Source organism: Candidatus Izemoplasma sp. (genome assembly GCA_036172455.1).
GTDB lineage: Bacteria > Bacillota_I > Bacilli_A > Izemoplasmatales > Izemoplasmataceae > JAIPGF01.
Map to the genome: position 1 here is coordinate 294,752 of JAXKVY010000002.1, position 19,460 is coordinate 314,211.

General features: G+C 34.0%; 21 protein-coding genes and 3 tRNA genes. 2 read left to right on the plus strand and 22 right to left on the minus strand.

The features are described 5' to 3' along the window. Positions 1–23: 23 nt before the first annotated feature. The 12 genes from UMR38_04035 to UMR38_04090 form a co-directional block, all read right to left on the minus strand. Positions 24–743 (minus strand): HAD family hydrolase, encoded by a 720-nt coding sequence (locus tag UMR38_04035; GenBank protein MEC9485030.1) that lies wholly within the window; start codon positions 741–743, stop codon positions 24–26. Positions 744–825: 82 nt separating this feature from the next. After that, positions 826–1,839 (minus strand): endonuclease/exonuclease/phosphatase family protein, encoded by a 1,014-nt coding sequence (locus UMR38_04040; GenBank protein MEC9485031.1) that lies wholly within the window; start codon positions 1,837–1,839, stop codon positions 826–828. Positions 1,840–1,929: 90 nt separating this feature from the next. Further along, entirely contained in the window at positions 1,930–2,247 is a 318-nt protein-coding gene (locus tag UMR38_04045; protein ID MEC9485032.1) for a nucleoside triphosphate pyrophosphohydrolase, read from the minus strand. After that, complete coding sequence (locus tag UMR38_04050) at positions 2,237–3,214, minus strand: hypothetical protein (GenBank protein ID MEC9485033.1); 978 nt, start codon at positions 3,212–3,214, stop codon at positions 2,237–2,239. The genes UMR38_04045 and UMR38_04050 overlap by 11 nt, the downstream gene beginning before the upstream one ends. Before the next feature lie 70 nt (positions 3,215–3,284). Further along, positions 3,285–4,076, minus strand: coding sequence for a DUF4349 domain-containing protein (locus UMR38_04055; GenBank protein MEC9485034.1), 792 nt, complete (start codon positions 4,074–4,076; stop codon positions 3,285–3,287). After that, positions 4,060–4,500 carry a DUF4349 domain-containing protein gene (locus UMR38_04060; GenBank protein ID MEC9485035.1) on the minus strand — a complete coding sequence of 147 codons (441 nt, stop codon included), beginning with the start codon at positions 4,498–4,500 and terminating at the stop codon, positions 4,060–4,062. The genes UMR38_04055 and UMR38_04060 overlap by 17 nt, the downstream gene beginning before the upstream one ends. Positions 4,501–4,606: 106 nt before the next feature. After that, positions 4,607–5,791, minus strand: a complete 1,185-nt coding sequence (locus UMR38_04065) for a glycine C-acetyltransferase (protein MEC9485036.1) — start codon at positions 5,789–5,791, stop codon at positions 4,607–4,609. Beyond that, positions 5,791–6,852, minus strand: coding sequence for an L-threonine 3-dehydrogenase (tdh, locus tag UMR38_04070; protein MEC9485037.1), 1,062 nt, complete (start codon positions 6,850–6,852; stop codon positions 5,791–5,793). The genes UMR38_04065 and tdh overlap by 1 nt, the downstream gene beginning before the upstream one ends. A gap of 147 nt (positions 6,853–6,999) precedes the next feature. Then, on the minus strand, positions 7,000–7,671 hold the full coding sequence (locus UMR38_04075) for a response regulator (GenBank protein ID MEC9485038.1): 672 nt from the start codon (positions 7,669–7,671) through the stop codon (positions 7,000–7,002). Next, on the minus strand, positions 7,668–9,239 hold the full coding sequence (locus UMR38_04080) for an ATP-binding protein (protein ID MEC9485039.1): 1,572 nt from the start codon (positions 9,237–9,239) through the stop codon (positions 7,668–7,670). The genes UMR38_04075 and UMR38_04080 overlap by 4 nt, the downstream gene beginning before the upstream one ends. A gap of 258 nt (positions 9,240–9,497) precedes the next feature. Next, the gene (locus UMR38_04085) at positions 9,498–10,769 is read right to left on the minus strand and encodes a helix-turn-helix transcriptional regulator (protein ID MEC9485040.1); all 1,272 of its coding nucleotides are present in this window, start codon (positions 10,767–10,769) and stop codon (positions 9,498–9,500) included. Positions 10,770–10,834: 65 nt separating this feature from the next. Continuing rightward, positions 10,835–12,001 (minus strand): amidohydrolase, encoded by a 1,167-nt coding sequence (locus UMR38_04090; GenBank protein MEC9485041.1) that lies wholly within the window; start codon positions 11,999–12,001, stop codon positions 10,835–10,837. A 142-nt stretch (positions 12,002–12,143) separates the two neighbouring features. On the opposite strand from UMR38_04090, the gene UMR38_04095 reads away from it, so the two are divergent. Continuing rightward, a complete protein-coding gene (locus UMR38_04095) occupies positions 12,144–12,737 on the plus strand; it encodes an AAA family ATPase (GenBank protein ID MEC9485042.1) in 594 nt (197 codons plus the stop codon). A gap of 48 nt (positions 12,738–12,785) precedes the next feature. On the opposite strand, the gene UMR38_04100 is transcribed toward UMR38_04095, so the two are convergent. The 9 genes from UMR38_04100 to UMR38_04140 all read right to left on the minus strand — a co-directional run bounded on the left by UMR38_04100 (position 12,786) and on the right by UMR38_04140 (position 18,455). After that, a complete protein-coding gene (locus UMR38_04100) occupies positions 12,786–14,219 on the minus strand; it encodes a nicotinate phosphoribosyltransferase (protein MEC9485043.1) in 1,434 nt (477 codons plus the stop codon). Continuing rightward, positions 14,216–14,743, minus strand: a complete 528-nt coding sequence (locus tag UMR38_04105) for an isochorismatase family cysteine hydrolase (protein ID MEC9485044.1) — start codon at positions 14,741–14,743, stop codon at positions 14,216–14,218. Before UMR38_04105 ends, UMR38_04100 begins: the two co-directional genes overlap by 4 nt. A 70-nt stretch (positions 14,744–14,813) precedes the next feature. Further along, positions 14,814–15,413 (minus strand): superoxide dismutase, encoded by a 600-nt coding sequence (locus UMR38_04110; GenBank protein MEC9485045.1) that lies wholly within the window; start codon positions 15,411–15,413, stop codon positions 14,814–14,816. 119 nt (positions 15,414–15,532) lie between these two features. Next, entirely contained in the window at positions 15,533–16,096 is a 564-nt protein-coding gene (locus UMR38_04115; GenBank protein MEC9485046.1) for an NUDIX hydrolase, read from the minus strand. Positions 16,097–16,181: 85 nt separating this feature from the next. Then, positions 16,182–16,258, minus strand: a tRNA-Pro gene (locus UMR38_04120). A gap of 5 nt (positions 16,259–16,263) precedes the next feature. Next, a tRNA-Arg gene (locus UMR38_04125) sits at positions 16,264–16,340 on the minus strand. A gap of 6 nt (positions 16,341–16,346) precedes the next feature. Then, positions 16,347–16,422: transfer RNA gene (locus UMR38_04130), tRNA-Asp, on the minus strand. A 201-nt stretch (positions 16,423–16,623) separates the two neighbouring features. Next, positions 16,624–17,961, minus strand: a complete 1,338-nt coding sequence (locus tag UMR38_04135; GenBank protein MEC9485047.1) for a solute carrier family 23 protein — start codon at positions 17,959–17,961, stop codon at positions 16,624–16,626. Positions 17,962–18,170: 209 nt separating this feature from the next. Next, entirely contained in the window at positions 18,171–18,455 is a 285-nt protein-coding gene (locus UMR38_04140; protein ID MEC9485048.1) for a desulfoferrodoxin family protein, read from the minus strand. A 91-nt stretch (positions 18,456–18,546) separates the two neighbouring features. Between UMR38_04140 and UMR38_04145 the strand changes: the two genes are divergently transcribed. Further along, positions 18,547–18,930: a RidA family protein gene (locus UMR38_04145; protein ID MEC9485049.1), complete on the plus strand. Its 384-nt coding sequence runs from the start codon at positions 18,547–18,549 to the stop codon at positions 18,928–18,930. 4 nt (positions 18,931–18,934) lie between these two features. On the opposite strand, the gene UMR38_04150 is transcribed toward UMR38_04145, so the two are convergent. Next, complete coding sequence (locus UMR38_04150) at positions 18,935–19,450, minus strand: hypothetical protein (GenBank protein MEC9485050.1); 516 nt, start codon at positions 19,448–19,450, stop codon at positions 18,935–18,937. Positions 19,451–19,460: the final 10 nt, after the last annotated feature.

Below are 19,460 nucleotides of genomic sequence, written 5' to 3' on the forward strand. Positions count from 1 at the left end.
AGATACTCACTTTTAGCTTAATATTATTGTGTAATCTTCGGTAAAGCTTTGACATAGGTTAAAAAGTCTTTATCCGATGTGTCAAAGTCTGCCTGATATTGTTTAATATCATCATTTAATGTGCATCCTTTTACAATATAGGTCTCAATCCCACACTCACTAGCGGCTAAGTCTTCTACATAATCATTACCAACCATAAGTACATCACTTGCTTCAAGTGATAAAGTATCTAATAGTTCTTGGTAAAAAAGTGGACTAGGTTTGCATTTAGTATTGCCTTCTAATGAGGTAATTAATGTAAAATCATCTTTGTTCAACCCGGCCCATTCAATTCGCTCTAAATTTGCTTGCATAGGAAATAAGGGATTCGTCGCTATAACAATCTCATACCCTTTATCTTTTAATATATTTATTGCCTCTTGCATAACAGCACTTTGTGTTGTTGCTTCTTTCACCGCTTTAAACTGTTCAGACACATAAAAGGTATTAAATCGCTCTTGATATGGCCCTATGTCACCATCAATAAACTGCCTAAAATAAGTCATAAAAACGTCTTCATTTGTTCTTTCAGAGTGATCTTTTACCATTGCCTCAGTTCCACCCATAACGGCTTTCTGAAGTGTTGTTGGGTCCATTAAATCATAAAAGTGTTTTGCTAATCCAGCAAAATACTTTTTCATGAACTGATTAAAATCCATTGGCAATAGTGTACCATCTAAATCGAAAAATATTGTTGTTTTCATCTTTTCCCCCTAGTTTCTACAAACTAAATTATATCAAATTTAAGGGTATATGTGAACAAAAAAATAATTCACGTATAGTGAATTATTTTTTGACTTTGCAGTATAAGGTTACTGGTTGATGATTGGAATGTTTAAATTCATAATCATGTGTTTTTATAGTCACATTGTAAAGATTTTTTGAGACGATAAACCCATCTGTAGTAAATTCTTCACTTACTCCTCTAATATATGGTTGTGTCATACTTCTTTTAGAGGGTCTTGTCTCATCATAATGAAGTGAGAATCCCTCAGGAATAATTGCTGTATTGAAGTCATTACCATCTGAATCTGTATCAGAATTGAGATCATAATAGAAATCCCCAGCAATAATAACGTAGTTTTTAAGTGAATCATATATCTCATCTGCATAGTCCAAAATGGATTGTAATTGTTGTCGTCTTAAATGATCATTTTGTGTGTAAGGCATTAAATGGACATTAATAATGATAAGGTCATGAGATAGTCCTTTAATACGATTAACTAACATCGCCTCTTTAGGATGTAATAAGCGCCTTGTTAACTTTACTTCGGTTTGTAATTGAATACGTTTAGAATCATCGATTTTATATTTACTCAATAATGCCAACCCACTATTAACATTTCCCATCGGATGCATCAATGGTAGTTGTACCCACTTAGCGACATAATTATAAGCAAAGAAGATATTATGCGAATTCAACTCTGACGCCATATGTTCAATTTGATTAATGTCAGATGTTCGTGTGCCGTGGCTATCTATTTCTTGTAAACAGAAAATATCTGAATCGATATCTTTTAAGATTGAGGTGATTGATATGAGATTGTCAAAGCGCTCTTCTCGCGTCCTTGCACCAGCAGTATGTCCACCATCAGTATAAAATTCTTGTGTGCGGTCACGTCCGCAAAAACCAACATTCAATGTTGTGATTGATAACGTATTTTCAACATCCTTTTTACGATTGTTTCTATACTTTCTTGCGTCTTCTTCAGATTCAGGTTTGTATTCTATTAAATACAAATATAATGGAATAATACTGATTAGCAAAAGTAAAATACCAATTCCATAAACAACTACCATACTCCCACCTCATCATCTTCTTATATCTATATTATACGGAATGATGCTAGGGTAAATATGAATAACTTATGAAAAATAGGGATTGCATCCCTATTTTACTTCTTTTAATAATATTCTATCTTCGAAAGCACCTTTATCAATGTTTTTTTGAATGCGCTTTTTATCTACCATTCGTTTATCGATGGCTTCTTGCATAAGGATTGTTTCAAGCACCTCATAAATATCGGCGAGTTCTTCAATCATTTCATCATGATTAGTTGCTTCTTTTAGCTCTTGAGTTTCTTCAATCAGTTTATCTTTTAAAGCTTCTTTATAAGCATCAAGTGATAAGATTTCAGATTCACATTCACGATGATCTTTACGAATAATCTGTGGTATTTTATCACGAACAAGTTTGTTATAGATCATAATATTCACCTACTAAATCATTATAATACCGTTCAAGCAAATCAAATGTGATAACATCCTCTAATTCAATTTTAGCTTGTAGTCGTGTATCCTTAAGTAAATCAAATAATTTTAGATTACGTTCTTTTAGTTTATCTATAATTTTGCGACTTGGCTTTTTATTTTCATATTGTTTGGCTTGTTTCTTCGTTGTTAGCACAATATTCCATAAAGGACAATCATATAAAAACCGATAGGGCAACACTGATAATGTATGTATTTCAGAAACTTGCATCATTTCTCCTGTGAAGAAGTCTTTGGCGCCTTCTAAATGATAGTATCTAAGTAATGTGTTACGCTCTTTATTTAAATTCCAATTATAAAGTTTATCATGCATAGAAGCTTCACATTTTTTTACAATGTTAGGTACTTTATTGTGTTTTTCAAGTACTGATACCCAACGATAATGGATGGTGTTGAGAAGGGTTTCTATATATCGTTTAATAATCTCTATTTGATTCCGTTCAAAAATAATAACTTTACGCCTTGTATCTAATTGATACAAGTCAACTTTATGTCGTTTCACACGTAAAAATTGATAAGCAAATCCTTTATTAGAAATCGTCATAAACTGCTTAATTAATTGTTCATAATCATGTGGATATTGTTTTAAATAGGAATCTACTTTATCATACCAAACCATATCGCTCTTTTGTCTATTATCATAATACTTTTCTTTAACCGCATCTACGCGGCGTGTGATTTTTTTGGGTACAAAATGATTCAACCTAAAATACATGTGTAAATTCCAGTAGTATTTCATCATTTTTTTTACAATATCATATTCATACAAAACAACGAGATTGTTTTGTATCTCATAACTTTCTTCCTTAACACATTCTATAATTGCTCTACCCCACGCTGCTTTATATGTGCTATCATCATCAATCTGATTCAAAACTTGTAACCAGTTTCCTAAATAACTCATATGTATCACACCCTTACTTTCATTATACATAATAATTACAATAAAAAAAGGCAATTGAATGCCTTTTTATCTATTTTTGGTTATTTTTATGTTGTTCGCGCTGGTCTTTAACTTTTTGTCTTATGTCTTCTCGTATGGCTTTTGTTTTTATACGATGGGGTTTAATCACAAATATATAGAGAGGGATAAAGACAACTCCGCCAATAACTGCATAAGGTAACAGCGCGGTTGCGACTAAGATTAATCCCTTTCCTAGGGTAATCATACTGTCTAATGAGGCATTAAATGTATTACGAACACGGGATCCAAATGTTGGTAATGTTTCTTCAATAATAATGTGTTCTTCTGACCTAACACTCTCTATTTCTAACGCACTCACTTCTAAACGGTACTCAGTCCCACTGGCCAAATCACCAATAACAAAACGTTCTGTACTTTCACCTAACGCATCGCGTTCATATTGTTGAATGATTTCACCGTTATCAATGACATTTAAATAAAGTGTTGTATCTCGTTCATTTTGATTATAAATATCTAGAACGATAGTATCTGTCGTTGAATTAACTACATTGATGTCTGGTCGCTCAGATTTTGGTAATAAAGACGCTAAGTTATAAATATAATCAATACTTAAGTTGATCGTTGAGTAATCTACAAGGGAATCATATGTTGCTAAGGTTTGGCCAATATCATTCAACTCAGCTTCAATATCAACTAGCTGTGCTTCTAGTGTTAAAATATCATCTAAGTCTGTCGCTTGTGCCATGAGTGCGACTAAACGATCATGTTGTGTTTCTAACGCTTCTTTTCTAGCTTCAAATGTTGAATAAGCATTTGTAATATCTTCACTGGTTTTTTTGATAACTTAATAGCTCACCACTTGTTTTCAAATCATTTACTAAGTCATCGAACTCAATTGATAATACGCGGATTACAACATCGACTTGTTTGTCTGTGATATTTTCCGCTTCAATATATGCGGTGTAGTCTGTCAATGTTGAAGTTACAGTCTCATAACTCGTCATTAAATCTTCTGTTAAAAGACTTATGTCTGCTTCATAAATTATTTTCCGATTTGGTAGAGTAGGCGTATCGGCCTGTAAGATTTCGCCGCCATTAGATAAATCAACATCTCCTTGATCATAGTCTGGTGTTTCTTGAGCTCCTTCATCATCAGCATTATAATAATCATCCGGAAGATAATTAGCTTCATCAGCACTTGAACAGGAACTTAAAGTTAATGCCGTTATGAAGATAAATATAATAGTTAGAAATCGTTTCATCATCCCATCTCCTTTTATTTATTATACCTTATAATTAGGGGTAAAACAAAAAAAATGTCAGTAACCTTGTTGTCATAATGGGTTACTAACATCTTTGTTTTAGATTATTTTATATTATTCCTAGTTCTTTTCCAACTTTTTCAAATTGTTTAACTGCAAAATCTAAGTTGGCTACTGTATGTGCCGCACTGATCATACAACGTAGCCGCCCTGTTCCTTTAGGAACTGTTGGAAAGACTATGCCTGATACATAAACACCAGCATCTAATAACGCTTTACTAAATGCCATAGTCTTAGCTTCATCACCGATGATAACAGGTGTGATAGGTGTTTCACTATGACCAGTATCAAACCCAAGTGTTGATAATTTATCTTTGAAGTAGCGTGCGTTATCCCATAATTTTGTAGTAAATTCATCACTTTCCATAAGCATTGAGACACTTTCTAGTGCAGCTGCGGTTGCGGCAGGAGGTAACGCTGTTGAAAACAATAGCGGTCTTGCCCGATGGCTTAACCATGTTTTCGTCTCTTTCTTACTTGCTACATAACCACCAACGACCCCAATCGCTTTTGATAAGGTACCAATAATAAAGTCAACACGTCCATGTAAGTCAAAATGATCTACAGTTCCCCGACCATTTTCACCTAAAACACCACTCCCATGTGCATCATCAACATAAGTTAATGCATCATATTTTTCAGCCAATGCGACTATCTCAGGTAATTTTGCTAAGTCGCCATCCATTGAAAAGACACCGTCTGTAATTATTAATACATGATTATAATCATCACGTTTTTCTTTTAAGATGCGTTCTAAGTCAGCCATATCACTATGTTTATAAATCGCTTTATCAGCTCGAGATAATCTAACACCATCAATAATAGACGCATGGTTAAGCTCGTCACTAATGATTAAGTCACCTTTGTTAACAATCGCTTGGATAACACCAATATTACAGTTTAATCCAGATTGAAAACACATTACTGCTTCTTCGTGTTTAAACGCTGCTAACTTTTTCTCTAATTCACCAATTAAATCATAGTTTCCCACAATGGTACGGACAGCCCCCGCACCTGCGCCATAAGCATTTACCGCATCAATTGCCGCTTGTTTTACGCGTGGATGATTCGCTAATCCAAGATAATTATTACTCGATAGATTGACAACTTTTTCACCATTTAAATTAATAACGTTATCACATGGTCCATAATTGATGGGCAGTTCTCGATAAACACCCTCATCTTTTAGCTCTTGGATTTTTTCTTTTAAGTATGTTAATTCATGATTTTTCATTAATGATTACCTACTTTCAATACAATTTTTCCACTATTACCACTTCCCATAATATCCATTGCTTTATGGATATCTTCTAGGTTCATTGTGTGCGTAATAATTTTATCTAAATCAAGTTTGTCTTGATCGATTAATTCTTTAACTTGATACCATGTCTCATAAATTTTGCGTCCTACAACCCCATAAATTTGAATACCTTTAAAGACAATATCTGTCGCAACATCAACATCAATATCTTTTGATGGGATTCCTAAAAGACTTAGTCCTCCGCCTGGTTTAAGGTATTTAAAGGCTTGTTCAATGGCTGATTTATTACCGCTAAATTCTCCAATCACATCTGCGCCATGACCACCCGTTTCTTCTAATACACGTTCGATAACATCTTCTTCTAGCGGATTAATAATCACATCTGCGCCAACTTCTTTTGCGAGATTAAGACGATAATTATTGACTTCAATCGCAATAATTTTACGTGCCTTTAATGCTTTAGCTACATTGACTCCCATAAGTCCAATTGGACCACATCCAACGACGACAACGTCTTTGCCTTCAATCGGAAAATGCGTCATTGTATGTACCGCATTCCCTAAAGGTTCTTGAACACTTAAGTGTAATGGATTAGCATCTTTACTATTCACAAAACAGTTCATTGCTGGGATACGAACATATTCTGCAAATGCGCCATCTGTGTCAACACCGATAATTTGTGTATTTTCACAAATATGGCCGTCACCGTTTTGACAAAACTCACACTGCCCACAAATGATATGCGTTTCTGCACTAACGATATCACCCACTTGAACACGCGTTACATCATGCCCAACTTTCACAATTTCACCAGAGAACTCATGTCCGGCTGTAAATGGTAATTGTAGTCTTTTTTTAGCCCAATCGTCATAATCATATATATGATAATCTGTACCACAGATACTTGCATAGTGAACTTTAATTAATACCTCATCAGGTTTCAAGTCACTTGGTACCGGTTTTTTTGTAATCGTTAATCCTGTTTCAGGGGTTTCTTTGACAACACAGGTCATTTCCTTTTTTATATCTGTCATGATATCGCTCCTCATCTAAATTTAAAAACGCTTACATCCAGTATCATTATAACATAATTTTTTTTTATGTATAGGTTATTATAGGGTTTTTTTACTTTTTTATCCTATCAAAAAAAAGTAACGAAAATCGTTACTTTTTAATCACTATTATTTGACAAGATATTTATATTTAGGACGACCTACTGTGCCGTAATCAATCCGTTTTTCAATGGCACTGTTTTCAGCTAAATAATCGAGATATTTCCGTAACGAAACTTTACTGAGATTCGTCGCATCACTAATGGTTTCAACATCAACGACTTGATTTTTAAACGCTTTTAGTGATTGCACAATATGGCTCAAGGTCTTTTCTTGCAGTCCTTTTGGCAATTCAGAATTGGTCGTAATGTTTAACATCTGATCGAGTTGCTTTTGAGATAACTCATTATTAGACTCAAACATTTTGTATTTAAGTTCACATTTTAAAACAGCTTGATTAAATCGTTCTTGTGTAAATGGTTTAACAAGATAATCAACAATTCCAAGATTTAAGAACTCACTAATTGTCTTATTATCATTAATCGCAGTAATAGGAATGACAGAGACATTACAGCCTTCTTCTCGTAACAATTTAAGCATTTCTAAACCACTAAGTTTCGGCATGTGCACATCTAATATCACGAGATCAATCTTATCTTCATTGAGTTTAATAAACTCAAAGGCATCAAGCCCATTATCAATAATTTTAATGATCTCAAAGTTTTTGAGTTCATCTAAATAATGTTTATGAATATGAGCCACCATTGGATCATCTTCAACAATTAAGATATTCATTTTCATAATTTCACCTTCATTAGTTTGACTTCCATTTTGGTTTCATCATCGGTACTTTCAACAGTCTTTTCACCATCGTGCAAGCGAATGACTTCTTGTACCAATGCGAGACCAGTACCTCTAGAATCGCCTTTTTTCGACGTAACACCTCGTTCAAAGATACGGTCTTTCAGTATTGGATCGATGCCTCCAGCTTGATCAATGACAGATATGAGTAGCTGTTCTTCGTCTTCGATGATATCCACTACTATCCGCTTACCAACTTTATTAGAATTTTGATAGGCATCGTAGGAATTATCAATTAAGTTTCCTAAAACAAGAATTATATCATCTGATGTAATAGGTGTGTGTTCTTTACCTAAAAATGAATCACTTGTTAGTAATAATTGAACATTATCTTCTGTACACTGAATTTCTTTACCGATAAATAAAGCAAGAACACGGTCATCTTTAATTCGAGAGGAATAATAATCACTTGCTAGGTTGGTTTTATACACATTTTCTGTAATATAGTTTTGCGCTTTATCGTAGTCCTGCATTTTGATTAAGCCTAAAATAACATGTAATTTATTTTGAAACTCATGTTTTTGACTTCGCAAAGCACTAGCTATTTGACGGTATCCCTTAATTTGGTTGATCATCGTATCGACTTCTAAATAAGACCGAAAAATTACAGTTGCGCCAATAACCTGGGAGCCTTGAAATAGGGTATACACATTCATGATTAATTTGTGTTGCTGAATCTTAATGTACTCATCTTCAACATGTGAGCGATTCAGAATAATGTCTTTTAAATGGACATACGGAAATACCTCTTTAATATCTTTTCCAATATCGTCCTTACATAATGAAAACATATGCATAGCCATTGGGTTGATTGTGGTAATGTGACAGTTCTTATCAACGGTTATAACAGCCTGTTCAAGTTGATCAATCAATGATTTATTTTCAGAATATAGTAAGGCGATTTCATTTGGTTGGTATCCGAGCAATCGTCCTTGGTATTTTTTTGAAAAATACCACAATCCACTCCAAGTAACTAATAGTCCAATAACAAATATAATTAAAATACGTTCTACCTGGTTGACTTTCTGATTCCAAAGATCATCCGCGCTGACCCCTATACTCATAATTCCAACAATTGTATCATTATTATAAATCGGGACAAAGGATTGCAAGTCACCTTTTACAAATAAAGGACTCTCGCATAATACAATGTCACCACCATAAGCGTTAACGGCATCGTCACATTCTAACATTTTACCGATTTGAGAAGAATCTGAGTGACCAACAATTTTTTGATTATTGTTGTAAATTGAAAAGTAAGACAGTTGATTTGATACTTGAAACAACGGATAAAGATACTGTTCTAAGTCCATCTCATTGTTAATTAAACCATCGATTACATCATCATCTTTTGCATAAATTTTCGCAACAGTTTCAACATGACTTTCAGTGCTATCATGGACATACTGAAATTCTGTTGCAATAAAGACAAATGCAATGATTGTATAGACACCGGACAAAACAAGTCCGATAAACAACAATAATTTTGATGTTTGATTCAGTTTCATAACGGTCACCTACTTCTTATTACAATTTTAATCGTTCGTAATAAGAAAAGCAAGTAATCAAAAAAATAACAGGAATATTCCTGTTATTTCCTTGGATTAGTTTGGGCCCTAACCCTAAGCTATTAACTTTCCTTATATCCCATCTCTAATCCGCCCTTATCATACACAATTATATCTTACTAGAAATTTCTAAATAAGACAAGCAAAAAATGTCAGTTTACATCTATTCTAATATCTGTTTTAAGTGCATATTTTACGCTATTCGGAAAGTATGCCAATGCCATATCTTCGAATTTTATAAGCTTTTTCGCAGTAGATAAAGGCATTTTTATATTGTCTTTTTTCACTATAATATTGAATTAAAAGTTCACTTACAAGCTCGATTGTTTCTTGTTGTTCACCTTTAATAGCAATATTTAAGAGTTCTTCTAACTGTTTTGCATATTCTTTACTAGTTTGATCGCCTTTTATAAACATCCGATACATGATCGATGTAATTAAGCGGGTTCTATATGAATGCTTATAGTCTGGATGTTTTTGTATTTCTTGATATAAGGTTTTAACCTTTTCCTTTTCACCTAATTTACCATAAATATGAAAGGCGGAATAATAATAATATAGTCCTCTTTTATCTATTTGTTCAATAAAAAAACGCGCTGACTCTAAATCATTACTTCGATGGTACATCTCTGCGGTATATAAATTACATTTACTCAATAGCCCGGGGACATCAAATTGGCTACAAAACTTTCTAACTTGGTCATATATTGCTTTTGCTTTATTAAAACGACGGACTAAACTAAAGGCCTTACCTTGGGTTAATCTTACTTCCATAGCCCACTTATAGTTCATATCCTTTTCTAATTGTAGTATGGTTTTTCTGCCAATTTCTATTGCGTCCATATACATATATCTATGAACATAAGTATAGGTTAAAAATGCATTAATGAATGGGGTAATTTTGTGGTCGCCTAGTTTACGAGCTTTCAATAGGTATTCAGTAGCTTGCTTGAAACGCCGAGTATTGATATAGTTCATTCCCTTAATGAACTGCCACATTTGTTTTTGTTCGTTTGTTAAATACTCATAAATCGTTTCTAAGGTTTTTAGTTGTGCATCATAATTAATCGTAGGGTTACTAGGCAAGACTAAATATAAGTATTTAACAAGGATATAGTCAATTAATAATGGAGAGTTTTCATATTTGTTTTCATGTTTGAATAATACATTAGCTATGTTTTCAGCTTCATCGAACTCGTAATTAAACAAGTGGTTTTTCAGTTTGTTGCTTAACTGATAAAAATCATCTTCTAATACATCACTATCGTAAAAGTCGATATTGAGTACATCAAAAATATCTCTTAAGGTATCTTTGTTGGGTATGACTTTACCTGTCTCAATTGTTGATATGAGTGTATGTGACATATTAGACAACTTTGCTAGTTGCCGGAGTGACAAACCTTTTTGATTACGATTATAGCGAATGAGTACACCTAACAACTTTAACCCATTGGTTGTGTTATGAGCCATGAAAATCACCTCGTTTACAGTATATCATACTTTTATATAAAAATCATATCTGATATCTTTGTAAACTATGATAATGTATGTACTACCTCACCGTTGATAATGACTGTTTGGGCTCTAGTCATAATGTCAAATAATGGTCCATTCCATATAACGATATCCGCATCTTTACCTTCTTCAAGCGATCCTACTCGGTCATCAATTCCATTGACTTTAGCAGCAGTGATTGTGAGAGCTTTTAGTGCTTGATCTTCTGATAATCCCTCTTTTATAAATAAGGCTGCTTGTACAAGGGTTGTATCTAATGTAATCACTGGATGATCTGTCATGATCGCAAATGGTATATCATGATCTTCTAAAACTTTAGCAGATGTGAATGATTTGTTTACCAACTCATATTTAGAGGCCATACCAAGTGTTGGTCCAATAATTAATGGGACACCCGATTCTTTTACTTGTTCTGGAATCAAATAGGCTTCTGTCGCATGATCAATTGTTGCATTTAAGTTAAATTCTTTTATGATTCTTATTGCTGTCATGATATCGTCTGCTCTATGGGCATGGATTTTGACTAACATTCCATCAAAAAGACGCATAAGTGAATGTAATTTCATATCAAATGCTGGTTTATCTGCACCGTCTTCACCGGCTTCATAGGCTTTTATCTTATCATAGTATTCTTTAGCTTTAAAAAGCCATTCACGCATCAATGCAGCGCTTGCCATACGTGTGGATGGATTCTTTTTATCACTACCATAAACACGTTTTGGATTTTCACCAAGTGCCATTTTCATGCACGTTTCTTCTTTGATAATCATTTCATCTACCGTTTCACCATATGTTTTAATCGCCGCAAAAGTTCCACCAATGATATTTGCACTTCCCGGCCCAGTATTAACGGTTGTAATACCTGATTTATAGGTGTAATTAAAAGCCATATCCTTCACATATACACTATCAATACCTCGTAATTCAGGATAAATTGGTCCGCTGATTTCATTTGTATCGTTTCCTTCAAAACGAATACCTTCTTCCATAATCCCAATGTGACAATGCGGATCAACAAGTCCAGCAGTGACGAATTTCCCTTTCGCGTCGATTATCTTTGCATTTGGATAATCATTGGGATCTAGTTTACCAACTTTTTTAATTTTATCGTCCTCTACCAAGATAGATCCATTATGGATATCATTCCCAACAACACGTTTAATGTGTGCATTTGTAACTAATAACATTATATCTCTCCTTTTAATATGTATTATCTTCATTATAACATTACTTTTTGATTCATGCACTCCTATTTTTATTATTCGTTTTCTTGGCTATACATTTTACTCGAATTACTGTATAATGTGACTATATGTTTGAGGTGATTACATGTTGATACTAATAGGAGCAAGTGCTAGTGGAAAAAGCAACATTGCCAAATTACTAATTAAAGATTATCATTTTGAAAAAGTTGTCACAACAACAACAAGAAACAAGCGACCGGGTGAAATTAATCATATTGATTATCACTTCACGACAAAAAAGCGTTTCTTAAAAAAGAAAGCCAAGGGTCAGTTCTTAGAGACTGTCACATATGACCAAGAGTATTATGGCACACCTAAAGATGAAGCGGGTCTTAACAAAGTATTAATAGTAGACCCTGCGGGCGCTAATAGTATCTATTATCACCATATTGAACATGTTGTATTTTTCTTTTTAACCGCACGTGAAGAAGTCCGTAAGGAACGGATGTTAGATCGGGGCGATACCCTAATACAAATCATTGATCGCTTAGAAAAAGATCACGCCCATTTTAAAAAAGATCATTTGGTGCATATCGACTATATTGTTGATACAAGTGATGATAGTTTAGAAGAACTGACGTATAAAATAGCTATGCTTTATCATAATCATATACATAACGATAATCAAATGAGTATTTACGATGTATTTCGTAACGATGAAAGAGATAAAATAAAATAAAACAAAGCGAAGAGGAGTAATCTTTGCTTTGTTTTTTTTATAGACAAATTATCCTTTTTTCTTTAATAACTCGTCTTTAATTTTCCATAACTTCAACGATAAATCAACATAGTATTTATGTGGATATTCGAATCGTTTTACTTCATCCCATAAAGTGTCTTTCTCTTTATTGGCATGCGCTTTAACGGTTTCTATATCGGGGATATCATAGACGAGTTCACCATCTTTAAATATTGTTTCATGCATAGATTTAATCGTATAATCTTCAAACGTTTTTTGTTTCCAAGTATAGTTTGGATCAAAGATTGTTAATGTTCCTTCATTAGTCAGTATTTCGTCGTGCAATGTTAATAAATCTGCTTCAGCTTTACCATCTTTTGAATAAATGCGGTAAACTTTTTTAAAGTCTGGTGTTGTGATTTTCTCAACATTATCACTCACTTTAATTTTGGGTGTGATATACCCATCTTCACAAACCCCAGCAAGTTTATAGACAGAGCCTAATACTGGATCTGTTTTGGCTGTGATTAAACGTTCACCAACACCAAACAAATCTATCGGAGCGCCCTGACTTAATAGTTCTTTTATGGTAAATTCATCAAGTGAATTACTGACAACAATTTGGCAAGCATTTAAACCAGCATCATCTAGCATTTGTCTTGCTTGTTTAGCAAGATAGGTTAAATCACCAGAGTCAATCCTAATCGCATATTTTTTAATTCCTTTAGGAACAAGCACTTCTTTAATAACTTTGATCGCATTAGGAATCCCTTTTTTAAGGGTATCATATGTATCAATAAGTAAGGTACAATCATGAGGATATGTATTGGCATATACTTTCATTGCTTCGTATTCTGAGTCAAACATCTGAATCCATGAATGTGCCATTGTTCCTAATGCTTTAATCTTGAATTTTTGATCTGCGACAACATTGCTTGTCGCATCAATCCCACCAATATATGCACTACGCGTTCCATACAAAGAACTACTAACCCCATGAGCTCGTCTAGCTCCCATTTCTAACACCTTGCGTTCTTTTGCCGCATACTTTATTCTCGCAGCTTTCGTTGCGATTAAAGATTGATGATTGACAACTAAAAGCAAAAATGTCTCAATCAACTGTGCTTCAATAATGGGTGCTTTTATCGTTAATAATGGTTCATTGGGAAAAACAACACTTCCTTCATTAAATGCATAGATATCTCCAGTAAAACGAAGATTTTTTAAATACTCGATAAAGTCCGCATCAAAGAGACCCCGTGATTCAAAATAGGCGATATCTTCGTCATTAAAATGAAAATCTTTGATATACTGTATAATCGAGTGAAGACCTGCGAAAATGGCGTAGCCTCCACGATCTGGAATTTTCCTGAAAAATAAGTCGAAAATAACCTCCTGATCTTTTTTTCCTGCCTTAAAATATCCATAAGCCATTGTTACTTCATAAAAGTCAATAACCATTGCTTCATTTAAGGAATTCATCGGTTAATCACTTCAACATGGATCCCTTCTAATACATCAAGGGCTTTCTCGTGTAATGATGAATCAAATGAAGCTGTTGCTAAAGCATCAACCACAATGTGTGCATTGGGTAATGCACTTTTCGCGATAACCGCATTGCTTAAAACGCATATATTAGAGACTAATCCACACAGTTCAATATGAGTATAGTTTTTATCTTTTAAATAATTACCCAGTTCTAATGATGGAAATGTGTATTTGATAAAAGCGAGATCCTCTTCCTTTTTAACAGATTTTACATCCGCTTGAATATCGTGGCCGTGGGTTCCTTTTACACAGTGCATAACAGGCAAGTTTTTACCCTCTTCCTTGTCTAGGTAATCGTCTTCATGTGTATCTTGAGTGAAAATAACATCTTGGTTTTCTTTATGATGATTCTTTATTTTTTTCACAATCGCATCTTTAATATCAATCGCACCATCAAAGCCTAGTGCACCGTCAATAAAATCATTTTGATAATCTACAACAATTAATAGTTTTTTCACAATGCTCACCTCACAACTATTATATCAAATTCTAAAAAAAACACCACTATTTGTGGTGTTTAATTAGGGTTTATGCGTTTTTAAAGTTGTCTGAAACTTTTTCCCAGTTAATTACTTTGAAAAAGTTAGCGACATAATCAGGACGACGATTTTGATAATTTAAATAATAAGCGTGCTCCCACACATCAATTCCTAAAATTGGGGTTCCCAAATCAAGTGGGGTATCTTGATTAGCAGTTGATGTCACAACTAGTTTACCTTCTGGTGTTTTTACTAACCATGCCCATCCACTACCAAAACGCGTTTTTGCGGCAGTTGTGAATGCTTCTTTAAAGTTGTCAAATGAGTTGAAATCACGTTTAATTGCTGATTCTAGTTCAGCTGACATGCTTGTTTCTTCTGGTGATAAAATTTCCCAGAATAGACGATGATTGTAATATCCACCACCACTATTAATCACTGCTTGGCGTTTATTTTCTGGGACTTGTTCAATATCACTAAGAACGTCTTTTACATCTTTATCTAATAAATCTGAACCTTCTAATGCATTAACATATTTATTGATGTATCCTTGATGATGTTTTGTATGGTGTATACGCATCGTTCTTTCATCAATAATGGGTTCTAGTGCATCGTAATCATATGGTAATTCTGGCAATTTGTGTTCCACTAAATATCTCTCCCTTTTTATTTATATTATTTCTAAATTTGTTATAATTATATTATGAGGGATATTTAGATTTTTTTCAATTATATTGCTTACATTTTTAAACAAAAAACACCCCAGTTTTACTGTGATGTTTTAAGTGATTTAATCTTTTGAAATGCCTTTGTATAGATAGGAATCATTCGTGGTTCATCGACTATTTTTAAGACGCTATTTATATCGAACCATTTTACCCCACTATTCTCATCAGCTTTAATTATAAGTGGATTATTCTCATCGGCTATCAATAGGTAGGTGATATTTAGATGTAAATGATCTGGCACATATTCCCCATGTTTAATATGATTTTCAACATAGATGACATCTAACATGAAAATATCTTCTGAATAAGGATAGATATCGGTCACACCCGTTTCTTCTTTAGCTTCTTTTATCGCTACATTCAAGAAATCTGCATCACCATCATTATGACCACCTACCCATCCCCACGCGTTATAGATATTATGATGGATAAACAATACTTTTGTCATCGATTCATTCACAACAATTGCGCTTGAAGTTAAATGGGCGGCTAAATCATGGCGATGCAATACGTTAGGATTATGTTTAATGTACTCTAAAATAAGTTGTTTGTCTTTTATTTCCTGTTCATTATAAGGTGTATAGTTCTTTATTAAATCAATCATAAGGTCCCTCCAATTAATAGGTTACTTCTATTGTAACATATGATAATAAAAAAACGATGATTTCTCATCGTTTAAAAGCTTTAAATGGTCGGGAAGACAGGATTTGAACCTGCGACCTCTTGGTCCCAAACCAAGCGCTCTACCAAGCTAAGCTACTTCCCGTTATGTGGCGCGCCCAAGAGGAGTCGAACCCCTAACCTCTTGATCCGTAGTCAAACGCTCTATCCAGTTGAGCTATGGGCGCAATTAATGGCGGTCCGGACGAGATTTGAACTCGCGATCTCCAGTGTGACAGACTGGCATGTTAACCACTACACTACCGGACCATTAAACAGTAATGAAATTATATCACACCTGATGTTTGAATTCAATCTTTTTCAGGGCCGATATATATATTACCAAATTATTAGGTGATACGCAAGTAATTTATGCTTATTTTTTAAAATAATTTGCTCCTTTAAAACAATAAAGAAAACACCCCTTAATAAAGGACTTATTAGGGATGTTTTCATCTATATATTGGATGTTTAAGCTAATTCGGTATGTGCATCACTTTCTAAGAAACTTAATCCATAACTAACCGCGATTCCAACGATAGCAGCTAATGCCATGCCTTCAACAGCAACGATATCATTTAGTGCGATTGATATGACTGGGAACCATGGTAAGAAGTTTGCGATGATTGGTGATAATCCAACAAATAATGTTACAACGACAACCGTAATGGCTTGCCAGTTCCAAATCACTTTTGATCGTAATACTTTATAACCGTTATAAGAGATTAAACTGAATAAGATTATTGAAATACCGCCCATAACAGCTAATGGTATGCTATTTAGAAAATCTGCGATAACACCAATAAACCCTAACAAGAATGCGAAGATAGCAGCTGTCCCAGTTACATAGACAGAACCAACTTTCGTCAAGGCAACAACGCCTGTATTTTCGCCATAGGTGGTATTAGCTGGTCCACCGATCAATCCTGATACGGCTGTTGCGACACCATCACCTAATAATGTATTGTCTAATCCTGGTTCTAATAAGAAGTCTTCTTCACATATTTGCCCAAGGACGGTATGATCACCAATATGTTCTGCTATTGTAACAAGGGCAAGTGGTGCAAAAATAATAGCACCTTGGAAATCAAATCCTAAATTCCAGAAAAATTTAAAATCTGGGAAAACGAAGAATGATCCAAAGTTAACATCTCCGATATTATATAATCCACCCATTTGAGCCGCAAGAACACCGATTACAATTCCTAAAATAATTGGAATAACTTTAACAAATCCCGACCCAAACTTATTAATAACAACGACGCTCGATAATGTAATAAATCCAATTAATAAGGCTAAGTTATCATTCCAACTATTAAATACTGTTGTTGTTCCGTAATCGCCATCCAAAAATCCTCCTACAAGATTAACGTATTCCATCGCAACAGGTAACAATGTTAATCCTATAATCATGATAAGGGGTCCAATAACACGGGCTGGTAATAATACTTTAATCCACTCTTTACTCGTGTACTTAATAATCAAAGCAAACGTAACATAGATTGCTCCAACTAACACTAGTCCAGTCATTACCGCATCAAATCCATATTGTGAGGACGTAACGATAATTGCGCCAATGTAAGCGAAACTACTTCCTAAATACACCGGTACTTTTCCTCGTGTAAATCCAATGTAAATCAATGTCCCAATTCCACTAGCTACAAGTGCTACACCAACAGGTAGGCCTGTTAATACTGGGACCAATACAGTCGCACCGAACATCGCAAATACATGTTGAAGTGATAAGATGATCCATTTCCAAATACTACTTGGTTTTTCTTGAATACCAATTACTAAGTTCTTTTCCATTTTCTTTCTCCTTTTCGTTTTTTTCCAATAAAAAAATTCTAAGTCGAAAGACATAGAAAGAAATTTGTTTAAATATAGAGCACGCAGCTCATGTAAATTCCTTACTAGTCTCTCTGGACTACCTTAAAGGTTTCTAGAAGAATATTATCATAAAAAAATACATAGCGCAAGGATAATTTTAAAGAGACTCAAAAAAGAGTCTCTTCAGTTTATTCTAATTCTCCTTGCCAAAGCCCGTGCACATTACATAACTCGCGTGCATAAACATGTTTTCCCTTATCAACGTTAAATTCAGCTACTGGCTCATCACCTGGTTCAAATTCTTTTTTTGCAACCATTTCATCATCAACATACAATTCGACATACTCAATATAATGCATATCTTTCATAGGATGAATCGCTGGTTTCCCCATGGTAACCCGGTAACCGTTATCTAGTTCTTCTATAAAAGGGACGTGTTTCTCTTCGTTCACATTACCTGTTTGAATTTTCATAAAATCTCCTCCTTTATACTTTTATTATAAGATAAAAAGAGTTTGACTTCAAACAAAACTTAACGATATACTATAGATAGGAGTTGATGACATGAAATTCGTTCACACAAACAACGCACCTGAAGCTGTTGGACCCTATAGTCAAGCGATATTTAAAAATAATACATTATATATTTCAGGGCAAATTCCTTTTGACCCTAAAACAAACATGTGTGTTATAGGTGGGATAGCTGCCCAAACTAAACAGTCTTTATCTAATATATTAAGTATTGTCAAAGAAGCCGGTTTGTCAAAAGAAGATATTGTAAAATGTGGCGTCTTTATGAAAGATTTATCAATGTTCACCGATATGAACACAGCTTATAGTGACTTTTTTAAAGATCATAAACCCGCACGGTTTGCGGTTGAAGTCTCGCGACTACCAAAAGATGTTTTGATAGAAATTGATGCGGTTGCTGTAAAAGAAAAAAACTGAGTGGTTACTCAGTTTTTTGTACTGTTTCTTCTTTTTCTTCATCAAATTGATAATCACCAGCAAACATCTTATATTCATCCACACCTCGTCGTATAAATCGAAATATATACGGTCTAAAAACATAAATGGCATATATTAAATACGTTGGGACAAATAAAATAGTTGCAGGACCAAACAAAATAAGTGATGTCCAAACCCATTTAGCATAGCCTTTACGGTTACAATAATCAAACACAAGGACAAAGATGATGGCATACCATAACATAAGTCCTAATACACCTAAAATAACATACAACCATTTGGTGTTGTCAATTGCAATGATACGGATGACAAACGTCGGTGTTGATGGCAAGTTCGTTGACATCCATCCATTTTGAATAAATTTAAATAAATTAAACCACCAGTAAGCCATTTGTTGGAATAACATCACAGCAAAAATAATAAAGGCTGCTGTTTCGTATGGTCTTTTACCATTCTTTAATGCGTTTCGTTCCATTTTAAATTGCTCTTTTAAATTCATCAAACCACCT